At 39.8% G+C, this 19,789-nt stretch carries 20 protein-coding genes; 11 read left to right on the forward strand and 9 right to left on the reverse strand.

All coding sequences use genetic code 11. The features are described from left to right. Window positions 1-76: 76 nt before the first annotated feature. Entirely contained in the window at window positions 77-922 is an 846-nt protein-coding gene (locus QE422_RS15005) for an AraC family transcriptional regulator (protein WP_307460058.1), read from the reverse strand. 70 nt (window positions 923-992) lie between these two features. Here QE422_RS15005 and QE422_RS15010 point away from each other — a divergent pair, with 70 nt between their 5' ends. Continuing rightward, the gene (locus tag QE422_RS15010) at window positions 993-1,466 is read left to right on the forward strand and encodes a DUF962 domain-containing protein (RefSeq protein WP_307460061.1); all 474 of its coding nucleotides are present in this window, start codon (window positions 993-995) and stop codon (window positions 1,464-1,466) included. Between the two features lie 229 nt (window positions 1,467-1,695). Here QE422_RS15010 and QE422_RS15015 read toward each other — a convergent pair whose 3' ends face one another. Further along, on the reverse strand, window positions 1,696-2,763 hold the full coding sequence (locus QE422_RS15015) for a DUF2891 domain-containing protein (RefSeq protein WP_307460063.1): 1,068 nt from the start codon (window positions 2,761-2,763) through the stop codon (window positions 1,696-1,698). A 174-nt stretch (window positions 2,764-2,937) separates the two neighbouring features. Between QE422_RS15015 and QE422_RS15020 the strand changes: the two genes are divergently transcribed. Continuing rightward, window positions 2,938-3,183: a GxxExxY protein gene (locus tag QE422_RS15020; RefSeq protein ID WP_307462379.1), complete on the forward strand. Its 246-nt coding sequence runs from the start codon at window positions 2,938-2,940 to the stop codon at window positions 3,181-3,183. A 279-nt stretch (window positions 3,184-3,462) separates the two neighbouring features. Here the strand turns inward: QE422_RS15020 and QE422_RS15025 are convergent, their stop codons facing one another. From QE422_RS15025 to dnaA, 3 genes are all read right to left on the reverse strand, one after another. Beyond that, window positions 3,463-4,161: an SAM-dependent methyltransferase gene (locus tag QE422_RS15025; protein ID WP_307460066.1), complete on the reverse strand. Its 699-nt coding sequence runs from the start codon at window positions 4,159-4,161 to the stop codon at window positions 3,463-3,465. Window positions 4,162-4,200: 39 nt separating this feature from the next. Next, the gene (locus tag QE422_RS15030) at window positions 4,201-4,650 is read right to left on the reverse strand and encodes a low molecular weight protein-tyrosine-phosphatase (protein WP_307460069.1); all 450 of its coding nucleotides are present in this window, start codon (window positions 4,648-4,650) and stop codon (window positions 4,201-4,203) included. A gap of 105 nt (window positions 4,651-4,755) precedes the next feature. Further along, window positions 4,756-6,210: a chromosomal replication initiator protein DnaA gene (gene dnaA, locus QE422_RS15035; protein WP_307460071.1), complete on the reverse strand. Its 1,455-nt coding sequence runs from the start codon at window positions 6,208-6,210 to the stop codon at window positions 4,756-4,758. A 138-nt stretch (window positions 6,211-6,348) separates the two neighbouring features. On the opposite strand from dnaA, the gene QE422_RS15040 reads away from it, so the two are divergent. The 5 genes from QE422_RS15040 to QE422_RS15060 all read left to right on the forward strand — a co-directional run bounded on the left by QE422_RS15040 (window position 6,349) and on the right by QE422_RS15060 (window position 11,898). Further along, a complete protein-coding gene (locus QE422_RS15040) occupies window positions 6,349-6,759 on the forward strand; it encodes a thioesterase family protein (RefSeq protein WP_307460074.1) in 411 nt (136 codons plus the stop codon). Window positions 6,760-7,058: 299 nt separating this feature from the next. Next, window positions 7,059-7,907 carry a prephenate dehydratase gene (gene pheA, locus QE422_RS15045; RefSeq protein ID WP_307460077.1) on the forward strand — a complete coding sequence of 283 codons (849 nt, stop codon included), beginning with the start codon at window positions 7,059-7,061 and terminating at the stop codon, window positions 7,905-7,907. Window positions 7,908-8,250: 343 nt separating this feature from the next. Then, window positions 8,251-8,991 (forward strand): hypothetical protein, encoded by a 741-nt coding sequence (locus QE422_RS15050; RefSeq protein ID WP_307460080.1) that lies wholly within the window; start codon window positions 8,251-8,253, stop codon window positions 8,989-8,991. A gap of 149 nt (window positions 8,992-9,140) precedes the next feature. After that, window positions 9,141-11,357: a DUF2339 domain-containing protein gene (locus QE422_RS15055; protein WP_307460082.1), complete on the forward strand. Its 2,217-nt coding sequence runs from the start codon at window positions 9,141-9,143 to the stop codon at window positions 11,355-11,357. 103 nt (window positions 11,358-11,460) lie between these two features. Then, window positions 11,461-11,898 carry a hypothetical protein gene (locus tag QE422_RS15060; RefSeq protein ID WP_307460084.1) on the forward strand — a complete coding sequence of 146 codons (438 nt, stop codon included), beginning with the start codon at window positions 11,461-11,463 and terminating at the stop codon, window positions 11,896-11,898. A 52-nt stretch (window positions 11,899-11,950) separates the two neighbouring features. Here QE422_RS15060 and QE422_RS15065 read toward each other — a convergent pair whose 3' ends face one another. After that, a complete protein-coding gene (locus QE422_RS15065) occupies window positions 11,951-13,228 on the reverse strand; it encodes a replication-associated recombination protein A (RefSeq protein WP_307460087.1) in 1,278 nt (425 codons plus the stop codon). Window positions 13,229-13,419: 191 nt separating this feature from the next. Between QE422_RS15065 and yidD the strand changes: the two genes are divergently transcribed. Both yidD and lgt read left to right on the forward strand, forming a co-directional pair. Further along, on the forward strand, window positions 13,420-13,662 hold the full coding sequence (gene yidD, locus QE422_RS15070; protein WP_307460090.1) for a membrane protein insertion efficiency factor YidD: 243 nt from the start codon (window positions 13,420-13,422) through the stop codon (window positions 13,660-13,662). A gap of 453 nt (window positions 13,663-14,115) precedes the next feature. Continuing rightward, complete coding sequence (gene lgt / locus QE422_RS15075; protein WP_307462381.1) at window positions 14,116-14,964, forward strand: prolipoprotein diacylglyceryl transferase; 849 nt, start codon at window positions 14,116-14,118, stop codon at window positions 14,962-14,964. Between the two features lie 208 nt (window positions 14,965-15,172). Here lgt and QE422_RS15080 read toward each other — a convergent pair whose 3' ends face one another. After that, entirely contained in the window at window positions 15,173-16,687 is a 1,515-nt protein-coding gene (locus tag QE422_RS15080; protein ID WP_307460092.1) for an NAD(P)H-hydrate dehydratase, read from the reverse strand. 190 nt (window positions 16,688-16,877) lie between these two features. Between QE422_RS15080 and mscL the strand changes: the two genes are divergently transcribed. Further along, complete coding sequence (gene mscL / locus QE422_RS15085) at window positions 16,878-17,267, forward strand: large conductance mechanosensitive channel protein MscL (RefSeq protein WP_307460095.1); 390 nt, start codon at window positions 16,878-16,880, stop codon at window positions 17,265-17,267. A 56-nt stretch (window positions 17,268-17,323) separates the two neighbouring features. Here mscL and QE422_RS15090 read toward each other — a convergent pair whose 3' ends face one another. Continuing rightward, on the reverse strand, window positions 17,324-18,283 hold the full coding sequence (locus tag QE422_RS15090) for a D-2-hydroxyacid dehydrogenase (RefSeq protein WP_307460098.1): 960 nt from the start codon (window positions 18,281-18,283) through the stop codon (window positions 17,324-17,326). 91 nt (window positions 18,284-18,374) lie between these two features. Continuing rightward, window positions 18,375-18,785: a phosphoheptose isomerase gene (locus QE422_RS15095; protein ID WP_146941924.1), complete on the reverse strand. Its 411-nt coding sequence runs from the start codon at window positions 18,783-18,785 to the stop codon at window positions 18,375-18,377. Between the two features lie 217 nt (window positions 18,786-19,002). Between QE422_RS15095 and QE422_RS15100 the strand changes: the two genes are divergently transcribed. After that, window positions 19,003-19,632: a hypothetical protein gene (locus tag QE422_RS15100; RefSeq protein WP_307460100.1), complete on the forward strand. Its 630-nt coding sequence runs from the start codon at window positions 19,003-19,005 to the stop codon at window positions 19,630-19,632. The last annotated feature ends 157 nt before the right edge of the window (window positions 19,633-19,789 follow it).

Consider the following 19,789-nt stretch of genomic DNA (forward strand, 5'->3'; position numbering starts at 1 on the left):
ACAGATACAAAGGTAGGACAGCTACAAACTCAAACAAATGTTTAAGAACTGGAAAAAGATGTTCAAATGTAAGATTTCAGCTTTCGAACTGCTTTCTGTAATCGGAAGGACTTTCTCCCAGGTGTTTTTTGAAAAAGTGTGAAAAAGAATACGGATCGCTGAAACCAAGTATGGAAGAAATCTCGGAAACAGGCTTACTGGACGAATTCAGCAACACTTTAGCCTCGTTCGCTACAATCAGTGCAATGACCTGGCTCGCAGACTTTCCCGTAATATCTTTTACCACCGCCGAAAGATGTCTGGTTGTCATAGACTGACGTTGAGCATAAAATTCAAGACTTCGTTGGGTCTGGTGATATTTTGACAGGTCATTCAGGAAAATGAAAACAATTTCTTCCTGTCTCGACATCTGGCTCATGGAATTGCTGTCCTCTTTCGAAATAATTCCGGCCATCTGATAGCAGAATACGGAGAACAGATGTTCCACGATCTCTTTTTTATACGTCATCTCCGTCTCCGAATCCAGGATGTATTTCAGAAAATTAACGCTCTTCCACACCACATCCATTTCGGCAGGCTCAAAAGGCACCCCGATATTCATCTGCTGCCTGAAATAGCGGTAGGTAATCAACCGGTTAAACTTTAAGGATAACGTTGAAATGAATTCCCTTTTGTAAGAAACCATCCTCGACTGGAAATCGTCGCTCACAGAAATCATTTCGTAAACCGTCTGCGGATCGGTCACCATAAACATATTGGCAGAAAGCTCCAGATCCCGGAAATGCTGCTTGAGCCTGATGGTGCCGCTTCTCACAAAGATAAATGCCGGATTATCAGGACGGAAAGGCTTATCGACAGCAATTCTCTCGAAAATATTATGTTGCGTAAAAATTTCAACGCCGAATTTTTCCAGGATAGACATAAGACAAATGTAAGCAATCTGTTCAGCGATTGCAAAAATTTATTATTTTAGTGTTTTCCAAATTACTGATATGAGAAAGATCGATTTACTGTTTGCTGAATATGCCGAAAGCCACAGGAATTCTACCAACAAGCTGATTCACTGGATCTGTGTTCCGCTGATTTTCTGGACCATCCTTGGTTTTATTTCTATCGTACCCTCCAAATCAATCGGGTTCCGGTATATCGGGGAAATCAGTTATGTCAGTTTTATTGCCATCGGCCTGGTTACAGTTTTTTACATGAGGCTTTCTGTATTGATCAGTCTGATCATGTTTTTCGTTATGATTTTAATGGAAAGCTTCGCTTACGGAATCAATATCCGCTTCAAAGGAGATTCCTGGATGGTTTACCTCTCTGTTTTTATTGCCACCTGGATTTTACAGTTTGTCGGCCACAAGATCGAAGGCAAAAAGCCCTCCTTCCTGAAAGACTTACAGTTCCTGTTGGTCGGTCCGATCTGGCTCCTGAGCTTTGTTTTGAAGAAATTAGGAATCAGGTATTAGGGATGAGTAATGAGTAATGAGTAATGAGTAATGAGTAATGAAAGTTAATGCTCTGATTAGCTTTTAGTTTATCCCTGGATTTTTTTTATTTTTACATTTCTTTTATACACGAAATGCTTTTGTTTTCTTACAATTAAACATTGTATTAGGAATAAACTTTGTCTGCCTTCACGGTTTATAACAAAATAATTTAAGCGGATATTACTACTTGGTCTCTTCCGATTCTTTATTAATCTTCCAAAGCATAAACGGCAAAACTGGCGAGCCAATGGTCTCCGCCATAGTTTCCCTGAAAAAGCAAAGGCAATCCATTGTTTAAAAACCGGACCGCTGTTTTCTCAAATTCGTTTTTCAAAGGGTGATGGGCGGGAAGTGATTGGGCAATGCCTTTCATGCACCACGCTCTGGTAAAGGACAGCCCCACCAAATGAACCGTCTGGTAATCCGACAGATCGCTTACCACCGGAATTTTTTCGATATTTTCAAGGCTTTTTTTATCGTAAAATTTATTCAGCCAGGAAACAAATTCTTTCTGTGGCAATACCCTCCGCATCAGATCAGCAATTTCCAGGCTGGGCGAAAAGAAATCCGATCCGTCCGGCTCCAGATAAGCGGGCGTTTTGGTATTGTTCAGGTAAAAATATTTAGCTTTTTCAACAAGTTGTTTCTCAAACTCTTTATCACCGGTTGCGCGGGCCCAATCCAGTGCAAAAACCATGGCAAATGCCGTATTTGGGTGGACGCCCGTTCTATTAGGATACGTCTGTTTAGGTAAAAAAGTTTTCCAGGAACTCAGGATTTTATCGGTTAACGGTTTTAAATTCTGATGCCAGATTTTAGCCTTAGGATCATTCCAGGTAGCCAGCTCTTCATCCAGCTTTAAAAGCCACGCCCAGCCGTAGGTTCTCTCAAAGGTTCCGGTTAACTGGTACTTGGTAAAATAATCAGCTTCGGTCTGAAGGTTTTCTTTTTTAAATGAATTTTCAAGAATCGCTTCAATGTCTTTCGCTACGGATAAATTAGGCTTTGTCTTCAGCAGACGCACCAGCATCCAATGCCCGTGAACCGAGCTGTGCCAATCGAAACAGCCATAAAAACTGGGATGCAGATCTTTTGGGCTTAGCGAAACCTCATTTGCCGTATTGATGATATGTACCGTCTTATTCGGATATTCCTGATTGATGCAATGAAGTGGTTTCTCAGATAATTTAACGGCCATTTCGTCGGTAAGTTTGGGTACTTCCTGGGCAAAGATCAGAAACGGAGCTAATGTAAAGGCTAAAAGACTTTTTTTCATTTGATAAAAATAAAATATTTTCTTTATTTTACATAAAAAACAAATGAATGAAAATGAAATTTCTTATCTTATAAGAAAATGTATCTTCAACGTATACAATAGCCTTGGTCCTGGTCTTTTAGAAGTGTATACCAAAAAATTTTAATTTATGAACTTGAAGAAAATGACTTAGAGATAAAGTCAGAACTGCCAGTTCCTGTAGTTTATGATAACAAAAAATTTGATTTAAACTTTAGGGTAGATATTCTCGTCGAAAACAAGGTCATTTTAGAATTAAAATCAGTAAAAAATCTTGAAGAAATTCATTATAAGCAATTACTAACTTATCTGAAACTTTCTGATAAAAGGCTTGGGTTGCTTGTAAATTTTAATACAACGAATATTCTTGATGGAATTAAAAGAGTTGTTTATAACTTGTAATTTCGCACGCAGATCTTGCAGATTGCGCAGATTAATTTTAATAGTGGACACGTTCAATGTATTTAAACTAAATACTTTACAAGCATTACTAGAATAAAATTACTTAAAATAATTAAAAATCTGCGATATCTGCAAAATCTGCGTGAGATTATTTAACATATTATCTTTAATGGGTAAAGATCAGTCAAAGATTCAATAGTAGGCATCCATCAGAATTAAATTATTTTCAACAATAAAAAATCTGCGGCATCTGCAAAATCTGCGTGAGACTCTAAAATCCTATTTTCCCAGCACAAACACCGCCGGGATCTTATGAAGTTCCGGTTTTTGCTTTTGCCAGTCTTTGATGGTTTTTGTTTTGATGAATTCGTGTTCAGGATCGTTGATGTTCGCGGCAATGCAGAGCTTGGTATTGGGTGACAGAAACTTCGTCAGGTCCTCAAAAAGCGGGTTGTTCCGGTACGGTGTTTCCATAAAGATCTGCGAATAGCCGGTTTTCTGAACCTGAGCTTCCAGTTGTAGGATCTGTTTTTTCTTTTCCCCTCTGTCAATCGGAAGGTAGCCGTTGAAGATAAATTCCTGACCGTTGAATCCGCTTGAAATTAACGCCAGAATAATCGATGACGGACCGGAAATGGGAATGACCCTGATATTTTTCTCATGGCACCATTTCACTATCAGATTTCCCGGATCAGCAATACAGGGAAGCCCGGCTTCGGAAAGCAACCCGAAGTCCTGCCCTTTCAGCATCAGTTCCTGCGCTTCTTTAATATCTGCATTTTCCGTGTATTTATCCAAAAGAAAAAGCTTCAGATCGGATTGTTTTTTCTCAGGAGCAAAAAACTTAACCATTTTTCTTGCCGTTTTCTCATTCTCCACGAAGAAATAGTCCGTCTGCATGATGTAATCTTTGATTACAGGAGCGAAGTGGGTTACCGATGTATTTTCCGAAAGATAAGCAGGAAGTAAAAAAAGCATGATATCGTATTTGTTATTTAAAGTATAAGTAAATGATTATTAAAGTAAAACCTGTCCGGCGATTTTATCGCAGCCCATTTTCAAAAGCTGAAAAACATGTTCGAATTCATCCGGTCCGCCCCAGTACGGATCTGGAACTTCTGCATTTTCATGGTCGCCCAGCACTTCCAGGAAAAGAGAAACCTTCTGCCGCTGTTTTTCAGTTCTGGCTTTTGAAACCACATCGGCCATCACATCGATATCCATACAGTAGATCTTATCGAACTTTTCAAAATCCGCTGCCGTAAGTGGCCGGGATCTCTGCTTTGAAATATCAATTCCGTGGCGTGCAGCGGTCTCAATAGCTCTTGCATCCGGGTGCTTTCCCTCGTGCATGGAAATTGTACCGGCCGAATCTACTAGATAATCCACAGGAACTTTCGTCTTCATAATCCCTTCGGCCAGCGGGCTCCGGCAGATGTTTCCGAGGCAAACCATTAATATATTCATTGTATAAGATACTTACGGTTGTTCAACTTAATTAAGCTACAAAGCTAAATAAAAAATGAAGAATAAAATTATTCTTCATTTTCAATATTTAAATCAATATATTGTTTATTGTCTGATCCTTTCTCCCAACTCTTTCACGTATTTCTTAATCTCTTTATCGATTTTAGAAACATCCTTAATGGTATCACAAGCGTACATTACTGTTGAGTGATCTTTCCCGCCCATTTCAGCACCGATTTTGGTAAAAGTGGAATTGGTAAGCTCCTTGGCAAAGTACATCGCCAACTGTCTCGGAAGCGCAATCTCTCTCTTTCTTGTTTTAGATAAAAGCTGCTCTTTTTTAATTCCGAAGTAGTCGCACACCACATCCTGAATATAAGGGATATTGATAACTTTCTTCTGGGTCGCAGCGATCTTATTGATAGTCTCTTTCAATAAATCAAGACTCAGATCCGTTTTATATACCGTAGAATAAGCAATTACCGAATTAATGATTCCGATAAGCTCTCTTACATTTGTCTTTGCTTCTGCAGCCAGGAAATCAAGCATATCATCCGGAAGAACGATTCCATCTCTGCTCAGTTTATCTATGATAATTTTCTTACGGGTAGAAATATCTGGAGATTTGATCTCTGCGGAAAGTCCCCATTTGAAACGGGAAACAATCCTGTCCTGGATATCCATAATATCGGCCGGTGCTTTATCGGAAGTCAGGATAATCTGCTTTCCGTTCTGATGCAAATGGTCGAAGATATGGAAGAAGCTGTCCTGGGTAGCCGATTTTCCGGAAAGGAACTGGATATCATCAATGATCAGCACATCCACCATCTGGTAGAAATTTGCAAATTCTGTCTGCTTATGGGCTTTGGCTGCCGAAATAAACTGCTGGATGAATTTTTCGGAAGAAAGATAAAGAACGATTTTATCCGGGAACTGGCTTTTTACTTCCAGACCTACGGCCTGTCCCAGGTGGGTTTTCCCTACTCCGTAACCTCCATATAAAAATAACGGGTTGAAAGCGGTAGCACCGGGTCTTTTGGCAATCGATCTCGCTACGGTAGCTGCAAATTTATTACTTTCTCCTTCTATATAATTATCAAAAGAAAAATCTGATTTCAGGTTGGAATTGATATTTACTTTCTTAATTCCGGGAACAACAAAAGGGTTGACGATATTGGATGAAAAACCTTGCGGCATCGTCTCCTGTACTTTCGGGGTAGGCGTACTTTTACCTTTCATATTCATGGTAATCGGCTTGTCCACACCCGTAGGTTTGTTTTCGATTACAGAATACCATAACTTTACTCCTTTTCCGATATTTTTTTTCAGGGCAGCCGAAAGAAGGGACAAGTAATTATCCTCTATATATTCCTTGTAAAAATCACTCGGGACGATCAGCGTAAGGTTATTGTCCACCAACGAAAGCGGTTGCACCTTATCGAACAAAAGGTCGAAAGATTTTTCAAGTTTTTTAAGGTCAGAACTATCTTCAGCTGCGTTAAGATTATCGCGCATGAACTGAAGGCACCTCTGCCATATCATCATTAAATTTTCATCCATATATTATGCCCCGATTAATTCTTTTGTTAGTATTGTTTTTAGAAGGATGACAAAGGTCCATAATTTTTATTTTAAAAAAAAATATTGCACTTATTGATTATTTAAAAATATATTTGTATGTATAAATAAGCTACTAGCATGATACACACAACACACTCATTACGAGTACGTTACGGAGAGACAGACCCCATGAAATACGTCTACTACGGCAACTACGCAGAGTACCTCGAAATTGGAAGGGTAGAACTCTTCCGTAGCATTGGGATGTCATATAATGAGATTGAAAATCAAGGAATTTGGCTGCCTGTTTCAGAGTATAAAATTAAGTATTTAAAGCCTGCGTTTTATGATGAAAAATTGGAAATCCATACCTACATAAAAAAAATTCCAGGCGTAAAAATTGAGTTTGAATATGAAATTTTTAACGAAAAAAATATAAAAATTACCGAAGCTGCCACTACCCTCTTTTTCCTGGATGCCCAAACCAATAAAGTCATCAAATGCCCGGACTATCTCATGGAGCTGATTGAGGCTCACTGGAATAAATAATTTAAACTTAAGGCCGGAAGAGGGAAGCTGGATGCCGGAAGTTTCTTTTGTTACTATATTACTATCAACCTTTACTATTAGATTAAATGGTTATATTCTATCAATGGAAAGCTTTATTTAAAATTTCTGAACGCTTCCGTATTTTTACTTTTTTCATCATTAAATTACTTTGAATAAAAGATTTATGATTGAATTAACATTAAATAAGTCTGTAATTTAGCCATCAGAAAACGCTGAACAGAAAGAATATACTTACCTTGCATTCTTTTCAGCATATTATCATTTAAAAGAAAGATTTCATGAAGATCGCATTTTTAGGCCCGCATGCCAGTTTTACCCAGCTTGCCGCCAGCCAGCTTTTCCCGGAGGAAGAACTTTTGCCGCAGGGCAATATTTTAGACTGCTTCCATGCTGTTGAACGCGGAGAAGTAGATAAAGCTGTTGTTCCCCTGGAAAATTCAATTGAGGGAACGGTTTCCATGACATTGGATTACCTGTATAAAACTCCGGGCATCAGGATTGAAGCGGAAGCTGTTATGCCGATTGCCCATCACCTGATGGTTTATCCCGGCTGCGATACCGAACATCTGGAGAAAATTTATTCCCATCCGCAGGCATTGGCGCAGAGCTTTCATTTTCTGGATTCCCATTTTAAGGAAATTCCGAAACAGGAATATTCTTCAACGGCAGCAGCAGCGAAACATATTTCCGAAAACCCGGACCGAAACCTGGCGGCCGTCGCCAACCAGTTTGCGGCAGATCTCTACGGCCTGCAGATCATTCACCGCAATATCCAGGATATTGAGCAAAACCATACCAGATTTATTATTATATCAAAACAACAAGAAGAATATACCAATGATGCCCTGGAGATCCTGGGTGAAAAATCAGGATTGCTGATCACCCTCCCGGAAGACCATGCCGGAGGGCTTCACCAGGTGCTTTCTGTCTTCGCCTGGCGGAAGATGAACCTCAGCAAAATAGAATCCAGAACCCTGAAAACGGGACTTGGAAATTATTTCTTTTTCATCACCATTGTCGGCAAATGGGAATCGGCCTTGCACCAAAACGCCCTGGAAGAATTGGCAGCTTTGGGCACTGACACCGGCTTTTTAGGAAATTACAAGGAATTCCTTTTAAAAAGCTGACAAAATTTCTCATCAGACAATATGAATCCCAACCTCTTCAATATACGGTTAAAATAATTCAATTTTTTGATTATGATTCTAATCAATTTTAAAGCCCTGTTCATATCCCATGAACAGGGCTTTAAAATCATATCCTATTTTCATATTTCTCTAATTATGGATAAATATTATTTTATAGAAATAAATCAACATAAAAACATTATATAATCAATATTATTACTAATAAAGCTAAAAAAAACTAAAAAAATTTAATTAAAAATGATATTTTGCATAATATTTGATGCAATATTTTGTGAAAAACTATCTGAGAATAAACCTCTAACTAAATTAAATTTTTATGAACATGAAAACTAAAATTTGCAGTGCCATTTTAGCTTTAATGGCACTTCCTTTTGCGGCTCAGAACGGAGTGGGTATCAACACCACTACCCCGCAGGCTACCCTGGATGTGAACGGAAATTTAAAAATCCGGCAGGCTCCGACAGCAGCGTCCACCACAGGATACCAGATCCTGGCCATTAATCAGAACACAGGTGGAGACTTTGAGGTATCACAGGTAAACCCTCAGCTTATCGCAGACCTGGCGACTCAGGGAGGAACAACCGGCGTGGCGGCATCCGTCTACTCTGCCCGCAAAACATCCGGAGTTACCTTGGTTTCTTTAGGGATTTTCCCTACAGGATTCAGATCGGTAAACTTCGTCAACGCGGAAAGAACCGTAGGTTCTACTGCTGTATTTTCGGACGTGGACAATACGTACACCGTACCTAGTACTGGTGTATACGCTATCGGATTCAATTTCCGGTACGGTACGGGGATTCAGGCCGCTTTATTAACCAATTCCCCGGGCGTAGGGTTGGTAAGAACCAGAAACGGAGTATCTACGCTGATCGACAGCAGATCTTTCAGTGGAGCAAATTTAGGACTTCTCAGTCTGACAATTTCAGAATCGAATGTGAATTCCCTGTATCCTTTACAGGCAGGCGATAAGATTTCTTTCGGTCTTACCGGATCTTCATTGCTGGATGGTAATATACTAGGTACCAGTACAAGTTCTTTCTATATTTATAAAGTATCAAACTAAATTTATTTTATCAAAACAAATTTTTTACAATTTAATTACTAACCGTGTTAATCACTATATCTTAATTTTAATCCATTATACCATGTATAGTGGATTAATTTTTTATTGCTGTAAACATTTGATTATATTTGATAACCTAATGATTTGAAATGGCGTACGCAATCATCACTATAACCATACTGGTAATCTGTATTTTCAACAATTACAATGAAAGAATCAGGAAACTGGAACGGGAAATTGCCGAACTGAACCGTAAAATAAACGAAGAAGGTTTGTCCAGATATTCCGGCGTAGCTGAAGAAACTGCTGATCCTGCTATAATTACAGAAACACAGAAAATTCCTGTACTTTCAGTTTCAAGCACAACGGAAAATAAGGTTCCACAGGAAAAAGATTGGCTTGCACCGGTATTCGAATTTTTAAAGCAGAATGCCTTAACTATTATCGGGATTTTCACATTGGTCCTCGGCATCGGCTATTTCGTGAAATATGCGATCGACAAAAACTGGATTGGTGAGACATCTCGGGTCGGCATCGGATTTCTGGCAGGTGCCTTGATCATGGGAACCGGCCATTTTCTCCGGAAAAACTACGCAGCATTTGCTTCCATCATTACCGGAGGCGGGATTGCCGTTTTGTATTTTACGATCACCATCGCTTTCCGGGAATACCATTTGTTTTCACAAACAACTGCTTTTTCAGTTACTTGTTTCATAACCTTACTGTGTATTGTGCTTTCGTACTCCTACAATAGCGAAATCCTGAATATTTTTTCTTTATTCGGAGGGTTTCTCGCTCCTCTCATGATCAGCTCAGGGGAAAGCAATTACTTTTTTCTTTTCACCTATCTTACCGTCTTAAACATCGGGATGCTGGCTGTAGTCTATCTTAAAAACTGGAAAAGCGTAGGCTGGATCTCCTTTATTTTTACGGCGGTGTACCTTGCTTCCTGGACGGCGGACCAAACGCAAATACAGAGCGTCTACTTTTACATTGTTACTTATATTATCTTCTATCTGTTTGCCTTACAGAATTATTTTAAGAAAAACACACTGCTTCCTTATGATATTCTCATGCTTGTGCTGATCAACTTCACGGGCATTACCGGACTGGTCTATATTTTTGAAACTTTGAGATATGAACCGGTGATTATTTTTCCTGTAATTTTTGCACTGGTAAACCTGGGCTTGCTGTACAGGGAATATTCAAAACAGAACTTCGGAATTAACTATTCCGTTTTCGCAGGGATTACAGTAAGCCTTTTTACCGCTGCCGTTGCTTTACAGTTCAAGACCCATTTAATAACGAGCGTTTGGGCGATTGAAGCTACCCTTCTGCTGTTTATCTGGAAAAAAACAAATCTCAGTATTTTTAAAATATGCTTTTATATTCTGTTTCCCCTGGTGATTATTGCCCAGCTGGTTACGTGGGCCGAATATTTGGATGCTAAGAATCTTCCTATAATTTTCAACCCTATATTCCTGACAAGTGCAGTAACGGTGATCACCACTTTTGTAAACTTAGTACTGCTGAGAAAACTGTCAGATTTTAAGGATGAAAACAGCAGTTTATTTGAAAACGCTTTCACTATAATCAGCTATAGTGTGATTTATGTTGCCCTTTTGCTGGAAATCGTTTACCAGATCTCAGAAAAGCCCTGGATTGTTATTTTCAGTACCGCGATGCTATACAGCCTGTATTTTGTTTTTATCATTTTATTATTCAGAAAAAAACTCGAGATCAATACCATTCTCGAAGCAGTGCTTCTTTATGTATTTTTTGCACTGATTATTTTTAATACATTGATTTCCGGCACGGGAATCGTGTCGGATCATCTTTTACAACTAGTCCCTTTTGCCTTTTATGTGATGTACCTTTTGTATTGGATTCCGTTTATTGTTGTACTGCTGACCATTTTGCCACGATCGGGTTTCCTGAAAATAAAACTTTCGTATTGGTGGGTTTCCCTGGCCATCGTTACAGCCATTAGCGGTGAACTGTATAATATGTATATTCTTTTCAATGCCGGAAACATTTCAGATCTGTCTCCGCTGACCAAACATTTTAGCCTTCTGTACCTCCCGATTATCTGGGCAGTGCTGGCAAGCGCTTTCCTTTACAAAGGCTTAAAAAGTGACGTTGCGGAATACAGCAAGATCGGCTTTGCGCTTATTGCGGTGATGATTTTTAAACTCTATTCCTACGACGTATGGAAAATGGATAATGTGTCGAGGATTACTGCCTTTATTATTCTCGGAATCATCTTATTGCTAAGCTCATTCCTGTTCCAAAGAATCAAAAGAATGATAAGGAACATGGTGGAAAAAAAAGATGAAAACACTGATTCTGAAGAGATAACAAACTAAAGTATTTCCGGATGATATTCATATTATTATAAAATTTTGTTTACATTTTGCAAAAAATACCTATATTTATCACGTTTTTAATAGTTACTTATTCCAAACCATTATGAAAAAATTATTCTACTCTTTTTTATTATTGTCTTCAGCAACGCTTTTTGCTCAGAAGAATACCTCGACACGTTTTGCAGTTGCCAATGATATTGTTGGAACAGTAGATATGTTCAGTACAAACCTTAAAGGTTATGTACAGAGCTCGCGTACTTTTAAATCGGCAGCTGAACTTCCTCAAAATCTGAAAAAGTTCAATGCGATCGCAGCAAACGGATTGGTAGAATATAAACTAAAAGCTGGATTAGGCACTTTGGACCGATTGGCTTTGTCTGATCTTAACGCACAATACAATCTGGCTAAAAACACTCCTGTATTAATCGACGGGTATGAATTTGCCAATACGGACACCCTGGTATACGGAGACCTGCTGAGCAATGTTCAGGTGGTTGACAACAAAGGAAGCAAAGCAGTTTCTGTAATGACAAAAAAGTAATCGCTTAAAACCTATAAATGAAAGGATACTCAGTTGAGTATCCTTTTTCCTTTTAATATTTACCGTTCCATTTCTTTTTCAGTTCCTCGTAGATTTTCTTTTCGGTAGCATTGTTACCGGGCTCATACAGTTTAGCATTTTTAATTTCTTCCGGTAAAAAATCCTGGTCTACAAAATTCCCATCATACGAATGGGCATATTTGTATTCTTTTCCGTAATCCAGGTCCTTCATCAGTTTGGTCGGTGCATTTCTCAGGTGAAGCGGCACCGGAAGATTCCCGGTTTTCTTTACCAGAGCCAGTGCTTCATTAATGGCCATATACGTTGAATTGCTTTTCGGGGAAACAGCCAGATAAACGGCGGTCTCACTCAGGATAATTCTCGCTTCCGGATTTCCGATTACATTTACTGCCTGGAAACAGTTGTTTGCAATCACCAATGCATTCGGGTTGGCCAGGCCGATGTCTTCCGAAGCCAGGATCAGCATTCTCCTCGCGATAAACTTAATATCTTCACCCCCGGCCAGCATGCGGGCCAGCCAATACACTGCTCCGTTGGGATCACTTCCCCGCATGGATTTGATGAAGGCTGAAATAATATCATAATGCTGTTCCCCGTTTTTGTCGTACAGCGCCATGGTTTCCTGTAAAACCTCCAGGACATCTTCATTGCTGATTTCCTTTTTTCCGGAATTTTTAAACTGATTCAGCACCAGCTCCACCGAATTGATGAGCTTGCGGGCATCCCCTCCTGAATATTGGATGAAGGCTTCTTTTTCAGCAATTTTAAAAGAAGTGTTTTCATCCTGATTGTATCTTTCAGAAGCAATGTCTATCAGCTCTTCCAGTTTTTCATAAGTGAGAGCCTTTAAAATATACACCTGGCTTCTAGACAGTAAAGCAGAAACCACTTCGAAGCTCGGATTTTCCGTGGTAGCACCGATCAGGACAATCCAGCCTTTTTCTACGGCGTGAAGCAGGGAATCCTGCTGGGATTTGTTGAAACGGTGGATTTCATCGATAAATAAGATCGGTGATTTTCCGGAAAATAGGTTTTGCTTTTTTGCATCCTCAATTACATCGCGGACGTCTTTCACTCCGGAAGAAACGGCAGAAAGCTTATAAAATTTCCGGCCCGAGTTTTCGGAAATGATTTCAGCCAGCGTTGTCTTTCCTGTACCAGGTGGGCCCCAGAAAATCAGGGAATTCAGGGAATTGTTTTGCATCATTTTCCTGATCGTTCCCCGCTCTCCCGTAAGGTGCTCCTGCCCAAGAACATCATCCAGGGTTTTGGGTCTCAGTTTTTCAGCTAATGGAATATTTTGATTCAAAATTTTTCAGATTTAAAGTAGTTAAAATTAATGGCCGTATTCAAAAACAGCAACGGTTTTCAGGATTTATTTCGGCAGGATCCGTAAATCGACAAACACCGTAATTTCTCCGGTGAACAGACCTTTACCGCCCTGAAACTTCTAACAAATTTAAACTAATTTTCAATTTTTTACCCTATTTTTGCATTGTTTTGAAACTTACATTCAATAAAATAATCACTTTTCCTCTGGTAATCCTGATCCGGTTTTACCAATGGTTTATCTCGCCGCTGCTTCCCAAAAACTGCCGTTATGAGCCGACGTGTTCCCACTATATGGTAAAAGCACTGCAAGTTCACGGTATCTTTAAGGGGTTTTGGCTGGGTGTAAAAAGAATTTCAAAATGCCACCCCTGGGGCGGAAGCGGATATGATCCCGTGCCACCAAAAAACTAACATTTAAATAAACAAACTATTAAAAAAATAGAAATGAATAATATTTTTTTCAGAATGTATCTCGTCATTTTTGCGCTGATTACCCAATGTCTTTTTGCGCAGAATTACCCGGACGGCCTGTCCGACGGAACCTTACATGTAAATTCAGCCAATGTTCCAGTAAAGATCTATTCTACCACGGAAATTCAGGACCTCAATGAATTTGCCGATAAGCCGATTAAAGAAAATGTACTGGTTATTCTTAATGAATCCAATTTCGAACCGGCTTACGTGAATTACAGTACGGCGACACTGGCTAAATTTAAAATGGTGCATTATCAGTTTCTGGATAAAAACTTTAAGCTGATCGATACGCCTGCAACAAGCGAAAACATCGATACTTTTAAATATGCGGTTAAAACACAGAAACCGATTACGGAGGCTGATCAGGTAAGTCTTGAAACCCCTTTCAAAATCTGGGATCCTTCCAAAGGCATCCAGCTAGGGCCTGTTACCCTTCACTTCTACAGTCTGATGTTCATCTTTGCTTTCGGTTTCGGATATGTTCTGATGAGCAGGATTTTCAAGATCGATAACGTTAACCAGAAATACCTGGAGCCGCTTTTCACATGGACATTGATCGGAACGATCCTGGGGGCAAGAATGGGACACGTGATTTTTTACCAGCCGGAACTTTTCAAAGAAGACTTCTGGAGTGTATTTTTACCGATCAGCACCAAAAACGGACTGAAATTTACAGGATTTTCCGGACTGGCAAGCCACGGGGCTACGATCGCCCTGATCCTGACAACATTGTATTATTCATTTAAAATCATCAAAAAAAATCCGTTCTGGGTATATGACCGTTTGGGAATCGTGGTTTCCTTGGGTGGTGCTTTTGTAAGATTAGGAAACTTCTTCAACTCGGAAATCATCGGGAAGCCGGCCGATCCCAATTCGCCTTTCGCATTGTTGTTCCCACAGCAGAGCAGCGAATATGGGGTAACGGTTCCGCGTTATCCGTCACAGTTGTTTGAAGCTTTCGGCTACGTTTGTCTTTTCGTGCTGTTGTGGATCCTGTACCGAAAAACCAATAAAAAATACCAGCAGGGGTGGCTGTTCGGGTTGTTCTTCATTATTCTCTGGGCCATCCGCTTCTTCGTGGAATTCCTGAAAGAGCCTCAGGGAGACGAGTTCATCCAGTTCGGAGGACTGAATACCGGACAGATTTTATCCATTCCTTTCATGATCGCCGGAGTCATCATCATGATTGTTTCTAAAAAATTCAGAATTACGCAGGCGGAAAACGAGAAACCTGAGTAAGACTCAATTCAAAATAAAAAAAAGGCAAGTTTGTATCAATGCAAACTTGCCTTTTTTTATTCATATTAATCTGCTTTTAAGCCGATTTTTTAAACTTTGATGAATGTCCGAAGAATCATTTTTATTGGTAAATTCAGTGCTTTATTGAAAAATATGCTGACCAATTTGGTTCAGAAAGAGGATGAATTAAATATCTTAACAACCATCATTACAGCGCTTTTACCACCAGGCTGTTCAGTTCCGTGAAAACATTTCCGAATTCATGGATGACATCGGTAGGAAGCATCGATTCCCTGGAGTATTTTTCCGAAGCGAATTCGGCGGCCCGGCCGTGAAACCAGACTCCTAGAATAGCCGCTTCTTCCTGCGAATAGTTCTGTGCGGAAAATGAAGTTATAATTCCCGTTAAGATATCGCCGCTTCCGCCTTTTGCCAGTCCCGAATTTCCTGTAATATTATAGAACACCTTCCCTTCCGGCGTCACGACCTGAGTATGATGATCTTTCAATACAATATATAAATGGTGCTCTTGTGCCTTGGCTTTGGCTAGCTCAACCCGTTTAAAAGAATTTTCCGTAGCTCCGAACAGCCGTTCAAATTCTTTGGGATGCGGGGTGATAATGGAGTTCTCTGGGATCAGCTTTATATTCTTAGGATCCTGGGAGATCATATTCAGTGCATCGGCATCCAGAACCAAAGGTTTTGCATGATTTTTAAGAAAATCAAGAAAGGCTTTTACCGTTTCTTCACCGGTTCCCAGTCCAGGGCCGATTCCGTAAACAGCATGCTCATCGATTTCAATATGGCTGACGAGATCCGTACCTCCTTCGATAAACATTGCTTCCGGGTTGGAAGCCTGCAAAATTTCATAGCCGCATTTCGGAGCAAGAGTAAAAGTAAGGCCCGCACCGGTTTTCAATGCCGCCTTTGTTGATAAAACCGCCGCTCCTATTTTGCCATAGCTTCCTCCGACAATGATGGCTTTTCCGTACGTGCCTTTGTGGGAAAATTCCTGTCTCGGCCTGAAAATCTGTTTGACGGCTTTATTATTGATCACAAAGTTTTCCGTTTCCGTTTCGGCCATATAATCTTCGCTGATGTTGATGTCCAGAATCCGTACTTTTCCGGCAAACTTTCCGGTTTCGGGATGAAGGAATGTCTTTTTCCAAAGCTGAAAGCTCAAGGTATAATCAGCCTGGAAAATAATGGCGTTTTCCGGAGAAACAGAATCGGCAAAAAGTCCTGAAGGAAGATCGATTGAGATTTTAATATTGCTCTTTGTATTTAACAATCCGATAAGGTCTTTCAATTCTCCTTCCAACGGCCTAGAAAGCCCGGTTCCGAATAACGCATCAATGATGACGGTCCTGCTGTCGAAACGGTAGTCCTTCGCTTCTTTGAATTCCCTTACCGTAATTCCCGAAATTTCTTTTAAATCTCTGAAATTGATTTGCGCATCTGAAGAAAACTTTGCCCTGGAATTGGTAAATACATCGATATCAAAACCTTTCTGGTACAACATCCGTGCTATAGCGAAACCGTCGCCGCCATTGTTTCCGCTGCCGCAGAATAAGGCGAAATTCCGGTGGTTTTTGCAGTTTTCGGAAATCCAGTTTACACAGGCTTCTGCGGCCCGCTCCATGAGCTGTATGGAAAGCACGGGTTCATGTTCTATCGTATACTGATCACCCTTTTGAATTTGCTCTGCTGTGAAGATTTTCATATTTTGAATGCTATTAGTGTTTCATTAGCAATTTACGAAAACTAATGCTAAAAAGAATAGCCTTGTGGTATGAATAAAGTTGATTTTTTACAATATGCCACTAAAATTTTATATCATAAACAAAAGAATTAATTTTTTTTTGTACCTTAAACCTTTATTTTTTCGGAATAATAAATTAAAAAAATACGTTATGGGATTTGTAAAAGAATTTAAAGAATTTGCCTTTAAGGGAAATGTCCTTGACCTTGCGGTGGGGGTAATCATTGGAGCGGCATTTAGTGCCATTGTAAAATCATTTGTAGATGACATCATCACGCCTCTGCTGCTGAATCCGGCGCTGGAGAAAGCCAATGTAAAAAACATTGCCGAACTTTCCTGGAACGGTGTAAAATACGGAAGTTTCTTATCCGCGGTTATCAGCTTCTTTATTGTGGCGATGGTGCTGTTTCTTCTGATTACGGCAATTAATAAACTTCAAAGAAAGCCGGAACCGGTACCGGTAGTTCCTGCAGGACCAACGGAAGACCAGAAGCTGCTTGCGGAAATCCGTGATTTACTGAAAAGCAAAAACAGCTTATAAATAACAAAAGCACTTCAAAAACGAAGTGCTTTATTATTTTAAATATTAAATAATTCTTAGTGAATCTGTAAAATGCTGGAAATCTGTTCTGCCAGCGAAAGTCCGATCCGGTCCTGGGCTTCCAGCGTAGAAGCACCTGTATGCGGAGTCATGGAAATTTTCGGATGGGTAAGGATTTCTTTGGAAGGCATAGGCTCGTTGATGAAAACATCAAGGCCGGCAAACTTTACTTTTCCTGAGTTTAAAGCGTCGATCAGCGCAGCTTCATCAATCACTCCTCCTCTGGAACAGTTTACGATGGCTACCCCGTCTTTCATGATTTCAAATTCGCTTTTGCCGATCATATATCCGTCCTTTTGGGCCGGAACGTGAAGCGTAATAAAATCCGAATGTTTCAGCACGTCCTGAAGCGGTTCCGTTTCAATATCCACGTTAATGAACTGGTTGTTGTAGAATTTTACTTTAATGCTTGCCTTTCCGACGTTGCTGTCGGCAGCGATTACACGCATCCCCAATCCTAAAGCAATTTTAGCAACCTCCTGCCCGATTCTTCCCATTCCAACAATTCCGATGGTTTTGCCTTTCAGTTCGATCCCCGCAGCATATGCTTTTTTAAGGGACGCAAACTCAGTATCTCCTGTCACAGGCATTTTCCTGTTGGAGTCCTGCAAAAATCTTGCTCCTGAAAACAAATGCGCAAAAACCAGCTCGGCAACGGATTCTGAAGAAGCCGAAGGCGTATTGATTACATGAATTCCTTTTTCTCTTGCATAGTCTACATCAATATTATCCATTCCTACACCTCCTCTGCCGATAATCTCGATCGATGGGCAGCTGTCAATAAGGTCTTTGCGTACCTGCGTTGCACTACGCACCAAAATCGTACGGATTTTATGTTCGTTGATGTAATCCACCAGCTGCTCCTGAGGAACTTTGGTTGTAATTACTTCAAAACCTTTCTCCGTTAACGCATCAATACCGGATTGATCCAAGCCGTCGTTTGCTAAAACTTTCATAAAACTTTTTATTGATTTAATAAATTGGGAAAATTAAAGATCAATAATTGCTGCTGCAATATTTAATCGTTTAATCCTCACGATAATTTTTTTACTCTTCTTCTTCCTTGAAAACTTCAATCGTTACCTGCTTTTCCACAAGATCGGTGAATCTTCCTTTGTATCTTGTAGCTCTTACCAAATGGTTGTCTATCCAGTGGTAGTTTCCTCCTCTCGGCTTTCCGCACAATACGCTGTGGTATTTGAAACCATGCTTATCCAGCCAGTCGATGGTAATCTGCTTAAGGTTTTCGGTTCTTGAAGTGAAGAAGCAGATCTGGTGGCCTTCGTCGTACCATTTGTTGATGGTTTCAAGGGCATCCGGAAAAGGCTCACAGGTCACCATTCTTTCAGGTTCTTCATTCGGAACATCCTCCGTAATGGTTCCGTCGATATCAATTAAATAATTTTTTACGCCGTCCTTCAGAATCGGACTCAAGTGATCTATGTATTCTAATTCCATCATAAAAATTTGAATCGCAAAGTTAGGGTTTTTACGGCAAAAAGGCTCGTTAAACTTCCTTTATATTAAACTTTACTTAAAAAAGATGTATTTTATGAATATTATTCAATGGCCAATCCTCTTTTGAAGGATTTCAATTAATTTTTTTTATCAGGTGAAATTATCCCTTATCATCTATTTGGTACTATTGTTGGTGCTGAAATGTAAAAAATTGACAATGAAAATTCAACTGTTGACTCTGGGATTTTGTACAGCCGTTCTTTTATCCTGCAGCAAAAACCACAAATCACAGGAAACGGTTTCCCAAAACTCTGACAGCGTAACCATCACCCCACAGGAAAAAGATACCGTTCCCGCGGAAGAAATGAAAGCGCAGACCAAAACAGAAACCTATCAGTTAATCACCGGATCCAAATCGACTCCGGGAAGTATTAACACCAAGGATATTGAAAAGCTTTCAGAACCTTTACAGGCTATTGCCGCATTATACAGCGGACTTGGAGGTTCCAACTGCAAAGGTGAAAATTGCGGGCTTACGACTGCGTTGGGTCTTGGAAAACAGGGCTCTCAGCAGCAGAAAGATCTGGTAAAAAAATGGTTTGGAAAAGATGCTGCTGCGGAACAGCTGATCGCACAGAATTTCTACCAGGCTCCGAATTCCTCTTCTAATTTTTCAGATTTCAAATACCTGAATTTCGAGCAGAAAGGAGATACGGTAACTGTGAATTACAGTTTAATGACGTACAGCCATGGAGAAACTACGGATATTAAAGGTCCGGATCAGTTTTTAATTAAAGAAAAAACCATCGAAACCCTTCACAGGAACATCTGGAAAGACGTGAAATAATTCTTTTTTTAAATATTTACAACAGGCTGTTTTACTTAGGTAAAACGGCTTTTTTTATTTATAAATCCTCGATGTAAAACAATGCCGGATAAGCTGTAACTAATTATTAGCACTCCATCTTACCCAAGACCCTGATTGTTCAAAAAATATGATGTTT

Source organism: Chryseobacterium sp. SORGH_AS_0447 (assembly GCF_030818695.1).
GTDB lineage: Bacteria > Bacteroidota > Bacteroidia > Flavobacteriales > Weeksellaceae > Chryseobacterium.